Raw genomic sequence first — 13,159 nt, forward strand, 5'->3', positions numbered from 1 at the left:
ACCCCTTCCAAATTAAGGTAAGCGCTTCCAATCTATTAGTACGCCATCTCGATACATTCTCCTGCCCCGAAACAAGTATTCCTTGCACCTCTTGCACGCATATAGTAAACTATCCGTAACTTAGTTAATTAAATTAATAAAGTATGACGAGGAGGCTTCATGATGACGACTGTCCCGAATTTGACGGCTTCATTCCAAGAAATCTTTCAAACCACCAAAACACCGCGGCAATTCTTTGCACCTGGCAGGATCAATCTGATAGGCGAGCACACCGATTATAACGGCGGCCATGTATTTCCAGCAGCCATCTCCTACGGCACCTATGCTTTAGCGGCAAAACGTACGGATAACTTACTTAGATTTTATAGCATGAACTTCTCTGAAAGCGGTATCATAGAACGATCTTTAGATGATCTCATCTACCGGGCGGAAGATGATTGGGCGAATTATCCGAAAGGTGTACTGCTTTATCTGCAGCAGGCCGCCGGGAAAATAACTTCCGGAATGGATATCCTTTTCTATGGTGATATACCGAACGGCGCCGGTCTTTCCTCTTCCGCTTCCATCGAGCTGGTCACCGGTGTATTAGCAGATCGAATGTATGATCTTGGGATGGATAGGGTTCGGCTCGTTCACCTGGGGCAACGTGTGGAAAACGAATATATCGGCGTCAACAGCGGTATCATGGATCAATTTTCCGTGGGGATGAGCAAGCAAGGACACGCCATCCTGCTGGACTGCAGCACATTGCATTATGAGCATGCTCCCATCGATCTGTCCGAGCATGTCATCTTGATTGCCAATACGAATAAGCAGCGTACATTGGCCGGCTCCAAATATAATGAACGCCGTTCGGAATGTGAAGCAGCCCTGAGGGATCTGCAGCAAGAATTGCAGATTGACAGCCTTGGGGAACTCACACCGCATGCCTTCGAACAGTACTGCAGATTAATCAAGGATCCCATCCATCTCAAACGCGCACGTCATGCTGTGTACGAGAACAGCCGGACGATGGAAGCCTTGAAAAGTCTTCAAAAGCATGACTTGGCTGCATTCGGGGAATTGATGAATGATTCGCATCGATCATTGCGGGATGATTATGAAGTAACCGGAAAGGAACTCGATACTATCGTGGAGTCGGCCTGGGCGCATGAGGCAGTCCTCGGGGCGCGGATGACAGGAGCAGGATTCGGCGGATGTGCCATTGCCCTTGTGGAAAAGGATAGAGTGGATGATGTGAAGAAAAGCATCCAGGAGCATTATAAAAATGAAATCGGATATGAGGCAACCTTCTATACCGCAACCATCGGCGATGGCGCAAAGGAATTAGCATAAAGGAAGTGTTCATATGATTTATTCGGATATCGAAGCTTTATTGGAATTGACATGCAAGGAAGGTTTAATCAAAGAGCGCGACATCATCTATGTGCGCAATCAAGTGATGCATTTGCTGAAGATGACAACGTATCCGCAACATAAGATTTTGACGAGCTCCGGTTCGGTACCGGATCTGTTGGAGAGGATCATCGATTATGCAGTGAAGGAAGGGATCATCGACCATATCCTGGATGAGAAGGAGATGCTTGCAGCTTCCATCATGGATTGCTTCATGCCGCGCCCTTCCACTGTCCAAACCTTATTCGACAGCTACTATAGGCAATCACCTGAGCAGGCGACGGACTACTTCTACAGCCTGAGCAAGAACAGCAACTATATTCAATTGAATCGGATCAAAAAGAACATATCATACAAGACACATACGGAATATGGCGAGATGGACATCACCATCAACTTGTCCAAACCCGAGAAGGATCCGGAACAAATCAAGCGGGAGCGTTTATCCAAGCAGGATGCTTCCTATCCCGCATGTGTACTCTGCAAAGAAAATGAGGGCTATGCCGGCAGGATCGGCTACCCAGCTCGATCGAATCACCGCGTCATCGAGATGTCGCTGGGAGATGAAAAATGGCTGTTCCAATACTCGCCTTATGTTTATTACGATGAACACAGCATCGTTCTCTCGGAAGAACATAGGGAAATGAAAATAAATACGGATACTTTCTGCCGGCTGCTTGAATTCGTGGATAAGTTCCCCCACTACTTTATCGGATCGAATGCCGATTTACCGATTGTAGGGGGCTCCATCCTCTCCCACGATCATTATCAAGCAGGGCGTTATACCTTTGCCATGACGAATGCCAAGGAACGGTACACTTTCCCTATTCATGCACACCCTGATGTGAGAGCTGCCGTACTCAAATGGCCGATGGCAGTCATTCGGCTCCAGTCAAGCGACAAACAGAAATTGATCGACGCTGCGGACAGTATCCTGGCATTTTGGCGTGATTACGATGATGAGGATGCGCTTATTTTATCGCATACAGAGGATACGCCCCATAATACAATCACTCCGATTGCCAGGATGCGAGATCAACAATATGAGATGGATTTGGTCCTCCGCAATAACCGGACATCAGCCACTCATCCATTAGGTATTTTCCACCCGCATGCAGATGTGCATCATATCAAGAAAGAGAACATCGGACTGATCGAAGTAATGGGGCTGGCAGTGCTTCCGCCGCGCCTTAAAGCGGAGCTGGAGGCGATCGGCAAATACCTTGCGGGAGAAGCAGATGAGGTAGATCCCGCACACGAGCAATGGGCCCAAGAGCTGCGTAAGACACACGGAATTTTGCATAATAAACAATATGCGGAAGAAGTCGTCCAAAAAGAGCTCGGCAGAAAATTTGTCCGTGTATTGGAAGATGCCGGTGTCTTCAAGGATGATGCCGCCTTCCAGCGCTTTATTACAAAACTAAATCAGAAAGTGGTGCCTTCATGATAAAAAAGAATTCGCTGCAGAATGGATGGGAATTATTTTCGGTGACCAACAAAAATGGCATGAAAATGGAAGTGCTGAATTTCGGGGGCATCATCACTTCCTTGGAAGTCCCCGACAAGGATGGGAAGCTGGAAAATATCGTGCTCGGATATCGTGATCTGGGGAATTATGAAGATAATCCCAATTACTTCGGGGCTATCATCGGCCGGGTGGCAGGACGGATACAGAATTCCCGATTTGAATGGAACGGCAAGACATATCAGCTGGACGCAAACGAAGGCAAGCATCATCTTCATGGCGGGCCCAGCGGCTTTCATCAAGTCCTTTGGAAGGTGGAGCCCTTCGAAAAAAATCAAGCGAGCGGTCTGCAGCTCTCTTACACGAGTGCGGATGGTGAAGGCGGCTATCCCGGGAATTTGCAGGTGACAGTCACTTATACCCTTACAGATGATGACAGGCTGATGATCCTTTATGAAGCAACAAGTGATGAAACAACACCAGTCACGCTGACTAATCATACGTATTTCAATCTGAGCGGCAACTTGAAAAGAAACATTGCCAAGCAGCAAGTAAGGCTCGACAGCGACAAGTTTACGGAGTTGGACAGTGAACTGATCGCTACCGGCAGATGGCTTGAAACTGCTGGTACGCCTTTCGACTTACAATCTTTCAAGCCATTGGAGGATGTATTCAGCGCACCACATGAACAGATTCGCATTGCCGGGGAAGGTATCGATCATTATTTCTTATTCTCCGATGGGGAAAAGCCAAAGGCAGGTCTTTACGATCCGGAAAGCGGAAGACTTATGACCATCGACTCGAACCAGCCGGGTCTTGTTCTATATACGGGAAACGGCCTGGACGATAAGCTTGAATTAAAGGAACGCAAGTCGGAAAAGTATCTGGGGATTTGTTTTGAAACACAAGCTTTCCCTGCTGCTTTGCAGCATACCGGATTTCCAAGTATCAAATTAAAGCCCGGCGAAACATATAGGAAAGAAACCTCCTTTTCCTTTTCCGCCGATTGATCAGCTAACTGACAGCCAGTCATATGACCGGCTGTTTTTTTATGTGAATATACCCGTAACTTTATAAGCATAAAATCATTGGCCTCCATCCCATAAAAGTAAAAAAATCCTAGATAAAGTATTTCACATTAAGTACTAATCTATCAAATTATGGAAAACAAGGTTGTATCCTTTGAAATTTTAGCCAGGGAGGCTTATTGTATCGTTTAATATTACAGAAAAGTTACATTTTATAACAAATTCTGCTGCTTCCGTACATAGCAAGACGTGTTTTGAGACCAAATATAAACTCAGAATTTGTTGTCAGCCTTTCTGCTTTAGCCAATTCCCTGTGAAAAGAGGTTTTCAAAGGATGAGAAAAAGAAGAAACTATGATCACAAAAAGAATATGCAGCGAAAAAACAAGCTGCGAATGGCAAAGCGCTCCTCCGCCCTGCTTGCTGCAACGGCGATTATGGTGACCCCCTATGTCTATGATTCCGAGCAAAAGACTCTCAGTAAATATACGGCTGAAGCAGCGAATATCGCTGTACTAGGCAACCAGACACTAAGCGCAAGTTATGAAGGCGGTATTCTGACCCTCAGGATTCGCGGAAATCAGCTGGCTAATATAGGTGCATTAAGCACCTACTCTCCAAATTTCCAATTACCCGAAGAACTTGCGAGCATTCTGCAAAACCCGAATATACGAAACCAAACGACCATCAGCTATAGCATACCCTATGCCGGTATAGGAGGCATCGCCTTGAACAATACCGGATCTGTTACGGGCGATCGTATAAGTGTCAATACGACAACCAATTCCATTGGTACAAGTATTCGGCATACACTTGGGCTTTCTGTCTCCAGCCCCACTACCTTCACAGCCCGTATCAATCTAGCAAACTTAGGGATCACAAAATTACCGAATGCCCCAGATGGTACTTTGGACTTTCGGGCTGTGGCTACAGACTCCCTTATCACAACCATCGATTTGCTTAATAGCCGAGGTGCCCTTGCCTCCATTACAACAGGAATATCCGACACACAGCCGCCGGCAGCACCAGTTATCCACGCTGTCAATAGTGAAGATAGAACTGTCTCCGGAACTGCCGAAGCAAATAGCCGCATCAATATCACACTGCCAGATGGCTCCACTGTCACTGCCACAGCTGATGCCAACGGTAATTGGTCTGCCGCCATTTCCCCGCAGCGGCCCGGCGGCACCATTTCGGCTACAGCTACGGATGCTGCCGGTAACAGAAGTGCAGCTGGAACCATCACAGTTACTAACGCAGATACCGAGTCTCCTGCTGCACCGGTGATCAACCCCGTGGACAGCGATGATACAACTGTCTCCGGAACTGCCGAACCTGGATCAGCTTTTCGCCTTCCTTGAACAGGAAATAAACGGAAATTCATTCATACAAGAAGAAAGTAATTCCAATTTTTGGGATGAAATAGCGGTGAACACTTATCTTTTTAAACGAGTCTGGAACCGTCCGCTCAGTCCCTTTCAGTTAAAAGAATATAAAGGTAGAACAGTCTACCTGTTTGACACAGTGTCGGCTTTTATAGAACCAAATACAATCATCCGTTTACAGAAAAATCATCATAAAAGCAGCATACGCCCCATCCGCCATCTTGATCGTCATATCGATACACTGATTCAATGCAGCACCAATCATCTTAAGAATCGGGTACAGCCCGACGGGAAGTTTGACTATGGAATGTATGCTGTCGGCTCCAAGCCGATTACATCTTACAATCTCATTAGGCATGCCGATGCTATCCACTCCCTTGCCGAGGGATATCGGTGGAAAAGTACATTGCATCAATATGATTACCAGCTGCTGTTAAAGATGAAGGCTGCTTTGCACTATCTGTTGACATTCAAAGCAGAGAAGGATCATGAAACGGTCCTTATCGAAAAGAATCCGCAAAATCAACTGTTTTCCCTCGGTGCAACAGCTGCAGCTATTACAGCCATCGCCGACTACCAATCATTGACTGGAGATGAGCAGTATCTTGAACTCGCAGAAAGGATGGCTAATGGCCTGCTGATGTTACAAAACAAAAGCGGCAGCTTTCTGAACATCACTGCCAAGCAGCACCCAGCTGGATACGATGCCAAGGCTGCCTACGCCTTGCTGCGCCTATTCCAATTAGATCATATGCCCAAATGGCTGGATGGGAGCAAGCTTGCATTTGAGCATTTCATCAATCGCAAAGCGCAGCCAGCCCTGAATCATTGGCTCAGCTATGCTGTTTATGAAATGACCGGTATCATTCCTGATCGACGATATTTCGATATCGAGCTGGATGGCATCCAGAAACGGCTGGATGCCATGAAAGGGAAATCATTCCCATCACCAACCTACTTGCAAGACCTGATATGCGCGAGACAGCTAATCGATCGCATGCAGCAATTACATATGGATCATCTTTTACGCGGGTTTGATCTGAAGAATTTAGAGGATACAATCCACTCTCGCGCTGATCAGCATCGGGCTGGCTTCTTCTATCCCGAGATAGCCATGTATATGGAAAAACCCGGATCGGTGGTCGGCAGTTTCTTCAATCGCCAACATGGCTATCGTGTACGCATCGATGACCTGCAGCATAATATCAGTGCTTATTGCCTTTATGCTCAATACTATCTGACTGATTGGCAAGAGCAGTCGCTTATTCCCTCTTAGGAGGTGTGTTGGTTGCTGAAGTTTATCGGCTATACCTTTATATTGACCGGGGCTATTGCACTTATTTTGACTGGCTTCCAATTCTATCGGATGAACATACAGAGCGACGAACTTCTGGAAGAGGTCAAGACTATGCTCGCCGAGGCGAAAAACGATTATGGCGAGGGCGGGAACCCTGCAGAGATTACCGATTCTTCCGAGGAAGCAAATACCAATGGTGATGCAATCCACGAGGAACCAATTACGGAAGGTAAACTCATCGGCGTTCTCCGGATACCGGCAATCGATCTCGAAGTCTCTATTGCAGAGGGGACAAATCCCCAAGAACTAAAATCAGGAGTCGGTCATGAGCCAGGCTCCAGCTTACCTGGAGAAGGCAGACAAGTATTTCTGGCCGGACATAATGATTCCACCTTCCGGCGTGCAGGAGAGCTGAAAAAAGGTGATGCATTAGTCATCGAAACCAGACAGGGGACTTTCACTTATTACATGTACAAACATGATATCGTCCACGAATCCGAAACGGATGTCATCACACCCGGCGATAGTGAAACACTGGTCCTGATGACCTGTTATCCTTTCACAGGTTGGGGCTCTCCTACTGAGCGCTACCTCATTTATGCAAAGCCTAAGTAAAAGGCACAGCCCAAGCTGTGCCTTTTAAACTGGAATAAAAAGATCTGCCAATTGTAATGCTGCTGCACCTAAAGCCGTCGCATACACTCCGTGTTTACTTACCATTATCTCAGTCTGGGCCGCTTCTTCCGTCAAGGCACGACTGATGATTTCCTCCTTAAGCGGCGGGAGTAAAAAAGCCTCGCTTCCCATCACTCCTCCCCCAAGAATGATCCGGTCGGGATTCAATAGGTGTATAAGGTTGACCAGACCGATTCCGAGCATCCGGCCCGCTTGCTCCAAAACGATCCGGGCCGCTTCTTCACCTGCCTGTGCAGCCTTGTAGACCGCTTCTCCATCCGGCAGCCCTGCAATCCGTGCAATCGATGGTCCACTCGCAAGGGTCTGCAGGCAGCCGCGATTTCCGCACGCACACTTCTCTCCGTTTGGGTCGATGGACATATGTCCCAGCTCCCCAGCCAATCCGGCAGCCCCATGGAAAAGCTTCCCTTGAATGATGATTCCTGCACCGATCCCTCGTCCCACATTGACAGCAACGATGCTATCCTCCATATTGCAGCCGCCGAACCACGCTTCACCAAGTGCCATTGCCCGTGCATCATTATCCACCTTTACCGGAATACCGAATCTATCTTCGAGCTCCTGCTTGATCGGAATATGGCGCAGCCCCAGGAGAGGCGCAATTTGCGAAATGCCATTCCCTGCATCGACAACCCCATGCATCGCTACCCCGATACCGATGATTCGCTCTCTTTGCATGGCATGATCATCGAGCAATTGTTGAATAGTTTGTTCCACTTGATACAAAAAATCCTTATTCTTCCGGACATGAAGCGGATGAGATATATACCCTAATATCTCTCCAGTAAGAGTTGTCAAAATACAGTCGACTGTACCGGGGCCCGCATCGACGCCAATGACGAATAATCCGTCGGTACGGATATGAAGCATCGTAGGTTTCCGGCCGCCGCTGGAGGTTCCGAGCTTCCTTTCCTCCACCAGACCCTGCTCGATCAATTCCTTGACGATGACACTGACGGTCGGAGGTGTCAAACCGGTCTCTTTTGCGATATCAGCACGCGATATCGGTGCCGATACGCGAATTTTATTAAGGATCAATGACCTGTTCACCGTTTTCATCAATTGAAATGTACCACGCTGCATAAGAACCGCTCCACTATCAATAATTTTTTCACTATATCATGATTCAATAAAAGTCGATAACCACGGACAAGCCAGCCGGTCTCCCTATATCTCGATTTGTTTGATGACCTTTGCCGGGTTGCCGCCGACAACTGTATTTGCCGGGACATCTTTTGTGACCACTGCACCCGAGCCAATGACCGCGTTATCGCCGATCGTAACACCAGGATTGATGACTGCCCGTCCGCCAATCCAGACATTATCCCCGATCGTCACCGGTTTGCCAAATTCATACCCCGAATTACGCTCTGCCGGATGAAGCGGATGTGTCGCAGCGTAAATATGTACACCTGGAGCAAGCATGCAATTATCTCCGATACGAATTTCACATATATCCAGCATGACACAATCAAAATTTGCATAAAAGTTTTCCCCTAGATGGATATTGTAGCCATAATCACAACGGAAAGTCGGCTCGATGTAGACATTGCCTTCAGCAGAGCCTACTATTAGCTGTAATAAATCAGAGCGCTTCGCATGCTCATAGCTTGTCGTATCGTTGTACTGTCTGATCAACTCCCGAATCTCCATCCGCCTATCCGTCAATTCCTTATCTGCTGGGCGATAAAGCTCCCCTGCCACCATCTTTTCCCTTTCCGACTTCATCATCTTCCCTCCAATCCTTCCTGGGAATCTATTACATTCTGTATCTATTGTTATAAAACTCTTGATTGCTGACCATACTGATCCTATTATATCGCAAAGGAGAATCACAATGCGTACCGGCCTTAAAGTTGCACTGCCTCTATTATTCATACTCGTTGCAATTCTATTGATTGTTCCCACCCAAGCAGACGCAAGCGTTTCGAAAACAGGACAGACTACTGCAAATCTGAATATCAGGGCTGCCCCATCGACGGATGCTGCCATTCTCGGAAAATTCCAAGCGGGCACCCAGTTCGAGTACATCGACAGGGGGGATGGTTGGGGAAAGATTACCATTCAAGGCCAGACAGGATACTTGAGCTTGGATTATGTAACACCAGCAAATGAAGAAAAAGCCGCTCCATCCAAATCAGCCGGCAGTCAGCAAGTGCACAGGATCGTCATCGATCCCGGACATGGCGGCAAGGATCCCGGTGCAGCTGCCAATGATACAACGGAAAAATTGGTTTCCCTGTCCATTTCAGAGAAGCTGCAGCAAAGATTGCTCCAGCATGGATACGAAGTAAAGATGACGCGCAGCGATGATATTTTTATTCCTTTATCGGAGCGCACGACCATATCAAATAGTTGGAAGGCGGATTTATTTGTAAGCGTCCATGCCAACAGCGCAGCAACGTCTTCGGCGAAGGGCTTGGAATCTTATTACTATGGTGCAAGCAGCAGCGGGAAAGAACTGGCTTCCAGCATCCAGACTGCACTCGTATCCAATACAAATAATGAAAACAGGGGCACACACAGCGCGGATTTCTATGTGCTGCGTCACACCTCCATGCCAGCTGTCCTGGTAGAAACAGGGTTTATCTCCAACCCAGAGGATGCTGTACTGCTGAACGACTCTGACTATCAGAATAAAGTTGCCAATTCGATCGCTGAAGGAATCGAAGAATATGCAAGCTGATCAAGACTGCCTATCAGGCAGTCTTTTTTTACGAAATATTCATACTGCTCCCGTCATATAATCGTATAATTGTAATGGATAGGGGGTATCAATCGTGAAATATCTACTGGATTTCATTTTAGCAGTCCTATTAACCGGTCTTTCCTATTACGTCGGCGGCCTATTATTCCGGCATGGCCTGCCGATCTGGCAAGCATTGATCATCGGAGTCTCCGTCGTTGCCCTCGGCGCATTGACAGAGGCACTTGGTGCACCGATTTGGCTGATTGTGCTCGTTCCATTTCCAGTCGGGATGCTTCTTTTGTATTTGTTCCTGCAAGTGCCCATTCCGACATGGTTCCTCACTTATGTCACAACATTGGCGTTTTACGTCTTGTTGCACATACCAATGAGTTATTTCTTCCAGTTTCATAGTTTGATTCCAGCCTGGAAGCTATCCTGAAAAACCAAAGGAGCTTGCTGGAAGCAACCTCCTTTGTCTGCACCCTGAGGGCCGCATCCATTATTTTAAAGTCAGAAGATAATACTTTGATGCATTTTCGAAGTCTTGGTTTTCCTTATAATACTTCGCAAGCTGCTCTGAAAAATAACGTACATTGGAATCATCCTCAATGGATTGAAAGTATTTGATTCCTTCCTGCCAGACTCCTTCAAAGCTGTATCTATCGATATATTGCTTATGCAGCATCGCAAACATCCACTTATAGGTATCCTCATCACGCTCTTTACTTCGTGCAAAGCCTTCCGCAAAATATTCCATCGCCTGTTCCCTGTTCCCTAACAGGAAGTGGCATTCCGTAACATGATACAGGCTTTTCAAATAATATTCCGGATGTTTATACTGCATGGAGCGGTCGAAATGCCCCAGCGCTTTTTCAAGCCGATTTTGCTTAAAATACAGCACACCAAGATTATGATGGATATACAAAGGAAGCCGCAACTCAGAATCCGGGGCACCGTGTTCCAGGGCAGAAAGGAATAATTCCTCCGCTTTGCGAAAATCTGTCATTTCCAAATAATTCAGCCCTTGGAGCTGGCGGCACTTTGCAAGCTGCAATTCCTGATTATGGCGCATAGCTGCTTCGATTGCTTTATCCGCATTCAAGACGGAAAAAACAGTCATTCCCATATAATAATACGTATTGGCCAGTTTATAATAGAAGTCGGACACTTCCCGCTGATCGATTTGTACCGTCAAAAACGGTTCTGCACGTTCATATTCGACGATCGCTTCCTGAAGATCGCCCTGCCTGTACAGGAGCAGCCCCTTAAAGAAATGGTAATAGTATAGATTTCCGTCGGTGAGCACAAATGCTTCCGCCGCCCCTTCAAGCAGCTTCTCGCCCTTATCCAGATCACCCTTCAGCATCTCCAAACGTGCATCATACAGCATACTTCTTGCCAGCAGCTTTTCATCCCGGATAAAAGCTTCCAATTCAGCTATTTCATTGCGGATTTTTCCAGCAGCACGTATTTGCTCCGCTTTGATGTTATCGTATAACTTCTCCAGCTGCTCGGTAAACATGACTGTGTCCTTCTGATCTGTCTGGTACATCGGCTCACCCTCTTTCTCTTCTTATGAGAATCATCGGTTAATTTTACAGCATTGTTTAGAAGGATAAAAAGAAAAATAGATCCACCAGTGGTGAATCGTACTCATTTCAGCTTCTTCCCATATATACGGTATGCTTTGTCATTTGGATAAAAAGAATCTCCCAGCAATACCCATCCGTTTCGTTCATAAAAGCGAATGGCTCCGCCATTATTTTCACGGGCAGTCAAGACCGCTGTTTGGTTTGGGACGCCATCCAGCAGCCGATCTAGCAGAGCCGCACCGATCCCCACTCCGCGCATGGAGGGTGAGATGACTAACTCCACGATTTCAAAGCAATCATCCAGCCATTTCAACTTGTTGATATCTTGCAGTGCCGGCCGCAGCAGATCATGATAATATTGTCCCGGTCGTGAAATATAACCATATACCAGACCAACCAATTGACCTTTTTCGTCCAGCTGTACAAGACCCTGATAGCCAGGATATGTACTATGACGAACGAATCTGGGAGCAATATCGCCATCACTTACTTGCCAAGCTTCTTGATAAAAGATTGCCGCTGCTTCAATCAGCGCCGCATCCCCTGCCAATTCCCGGATCTTCATCCTGCTCACTCTCCCGTCTGCTGTTTCTATCCATTATAAAGGAAACCGCATCAGTGTACAGCCTGGTCTTGCAATGGCTGCGAGCGCAAACTATAGGAGAAGACCTTCTTTTTGGTATGTTTGAAAACGTCTACCCGATCTGGGTATGGATAGATGAGATATTTTTCGTTTTTCACGTCAATCTCAAAAGGTATCCCCTCAGCTGCTGGCGGATAGTAATATTTTTCGAGGAAGTTCGCTTGATTGAATTCGTCCACAATATCCCTCTGCTTTTCCTCAGACAATACTTTTCCATTCTGCTTCACTGTGACATCATAAGATAATGTCGGATGAAGCTGAAATCTTTTCCCAATTTTTTCAACAACTGCGCTTGGTGCAGATGCAGCTATGATTTTAATCAGGCTGGCAACTATCAATAAGACTATGAATACCCATGACAAATCTTTTCGCCTCGATTCGAATTAAATCGTGCTAATGATACCACATATCCCCGGCTTCTTCTTCCTTATTTTTGACAATAACATGACAGATACGCCTTCGGTCCTATTCCCTGACATGTTCATTAAACCTACACTGGAAAAAGGAGGTGATATTCCATGAAAACACCTAAAATCTTAACAATACTGTCCTTATTTTTATTGATCATCATGTTTTTCGGCAGTTTGCTGTTCACTCTCACATTGCCGCAAAATCAATCCATGATACAGGCTGTGACTGCATTTCTTGAAGATGACCCCAAATATCAAAAAACACTTGCTGACGGCGAAACTCCTTCCTCATCCCTGGAAGAAATGGCTGCCGGAACGATGTCCTCCCTGCAAGTACTCTTTGTCATTCCCACTGCATATATCGGGATCATCGCCATCATCGTTTTCATCAGCCTGCTGATCATTCCGAAAAGACCAGGAAGTGCAGCACTGACATTATACAGCGCAGCGATTCTATCGCTTGCAACCATTATTGTCCCAGTGCTCCTATTCATTGCAGGCAGCATGATGAGAAAACGCGCTGCATAAAGAAATACCCTCCTAAATCAGGAGGGTATTTC

Annotated in this window: 14 protein-coding genes; 9 read left to right on the plus strand and 5 right to left on the minus strand. The window is 46.6% G+C overall.

Features of this window, described 5'->3' with window-relative positions; all coding sequences use genetic code 11:
- Positions 1–162 precede the first annotated feature (162 nt).
- The 6 genes from CHH53_RS01945 (at position 163) to CHH53_RS01970 (ending at position 7,184) form a co-directional block, all read left to right on the plus strand.
- Entirely contained in the window at positions 163–1,335 is a 1,173-nt protein-coding gene (locus tag CHH53_RS01945) for a galactokinase (RefSeq protein ID WP_095214446.1), read from the plus strand.
- 13 nt (positions 1,336–1,348) lie between these two features.
- Complete coding sequence (galT, locus tag CHH53_RS01950; RefSeq protein WP_095214447.1) at positions 1,349–2,842, plus strand: UDP-glucose--hexose-1-phosphate uridylyltransferase; 1,494 nt, start codon at positions 1,349–1,351, stop codon at positions 2,840–2,842.
- Positions 2,839–3,870, plus strand: coding sequence for an aldose epimerase family protein (locus tag CHH53_RS01955; RefSeq protein ID WP_095214448.1), 1,032 nt, complete (start codon positions 2,839–2,841; stop codon positions 3,868–3,870). Before galT ends, CHH53_RS01955 begins: the two co-directional genes overlap by 4 nt.
- A gap of 352 nt (positions 3,871–4,222) precedes the next feature.
- Positions 4,223–5,248, plus strand: coding sequence for an Ig-like domain-containing protein (locus CHH53_RS01960; protein WP_095214449.1), 1,026 nt, complete (start codon positions 4,223–4,225; stop codon positions 5,246–5,248).
- The gene (locus CHH53_RS01965; RefSeq protein WP_095214450.1) at positions 5,193–6,548 is read left to right on the plus strand and encodes a hypothetical protein; all 1,356 of its coding nucleotides are present in this window, start codon (positions 5,193–5,195) and stop codon (positions 6,546–6,548) included. Before CHH53_RS01960 ends, CHH53_RS01965 begins: the two co-directional genes overlap by 56 nt.
- 12 nt (positions 6,549–6,560) lie before the next feature.
- Positions 6,561–7,184, plus strand: coding sequence for a class D sortase (locus CHH53_RS01970; RefSeq protein WP_095214451.1), 624 nt, complete (start codon positions 6,561–6,563; stop codon positions 7,182–7,184).
- A 24-nt stretch (positions 7,185–7,208) separates the two neighbouring features.
- Here CHH53_RS01970 and CHH53_RS01975 read toward each other — a convergent pair whose 3' ends face one another.
- Complete coding sequence (locus CHH53_RS01975) at positions 7,209–8,348, minus strand: ROK family transcriptional regulator (protein ID WP_095214452.1); 1,140 nt, start codon at positions 8,346–8,348, stop codon at positions 7,209–7,211.
- Positions 8,349–8,432: 84 nt separating this feature from the next.
- Complete coding sequence (gene maa / locus CHH53_RS01980; protein ID WP_095214453.1) at positions 8,433–8,993, minus strand: maltose O-acetyltransferase; 561 nt, start codon at positions 8,991–8,993, stop codon at positions 8,433–8,435.
- Between the two features lie 109 nt (positions 8,994–9,102).
- On the opposite strand from maa, the gene CHH53_RS01985 reads away from it, so the two are divergent.
- Both CHH53_RS01985 and CHH53_RS01990 read left to right on the plus strand, forming a co-directional pair.
- Positions 9,103–9,951, plus strand: a complete 849-nt coding sequence (locus CHH53_RS01985) for an N-acetylmuramoyl-L-alanine amidase (RefSeq protein WP_095214454.1) — start codon at positions 9,103–9,105, stop codon at positions 9,949–9,951.
- Between the two features lie 94 nt (positions 9,952–10,045).
- Positions 10,046–10,393 (plus strand): hypothetical protein, encoded by a 348-nt coding sequence (locus CHH53_RS01990; protein WP_095214455.1) that lies wholly within the window; start codon positions 10,046–10,048, stop codon positions 10,391–10,393.
- Between the two features lie 60 nt (positions 10,394–10,453).
- On the opposite strand, the gene CHH53_RS01995 is transcribed toward CHH53_RS01990, so the two are convergent.
- From CHH53_RS01995 to CHH53_RS02005, 3 genes are all read right to left on the minus strand, one after another.
- Positions 10,454–11,506 carry a tetratricopeptide repeat protein gene (locus CHH53_RS01995; protein WP_095214456.1) on the minus strand — a complete coding sequence of 351 codons (1,053 nt, stop codon included), beginning with the start codon at positions 11,504–11,506 and terminating at the stop codon, positions 10,454–10,456.
- A gap of 101 nt (positions 11,507–11,607) precedes the next feature.
- Positions 11,608–12,111, minus strand: coding sequence for a GNAT family N-acetyltransferase (locus CHH53_RS02000; RefSeq protein ID WP_095214457.1), 504 nt, complete (start codon positions 12,109–12,111; stop codon positions 11,608–11,610).
- A 50-nt stretch (positions 12,112–12,161) separates the two neighbouring features.
- The gene (locus CHH53_RS02005; protein ID WP_095214458.1) at positions 12,162–12,551 is read right to left on the minus strand and encodes a YfmQ family protein; all 390 of its coding nucleotides are present in this window, start codon (positions 12,549–12,551) and stop codon (positions 12,162–12,164) included.
- A gap of 156 nt (positions 12,552–12,707) precedes the next feature.
- Here CHH53_RS02005 and CHH53_RS02010 point away from each other — a divergent pair, with 156 nt between their 5' ends.
- Positions 12,708–13,127, plus strand: coding sequence for a DUF4064 domain-containing protein (locus CHH53_RS02010; RefSeq protein WP_095214459.1), 420 nt, complete (start codon positions 12,708–12,710; stop codon positions 13,125–13,127).
- The last annotated feature ends 32 nt before the right edge of the window (positions 13,128–13,159 follow it).

Origin of the sequence: Terribacillus sp. 7520-G, from assembly GCF_002271665.1 — a bacterium.
In the GTDB taxonomy this organism is placed as follows: Bacteria; Bacillota; Bacilli; order Bacillales; family Amphibacillaceae; genus Terribacillus.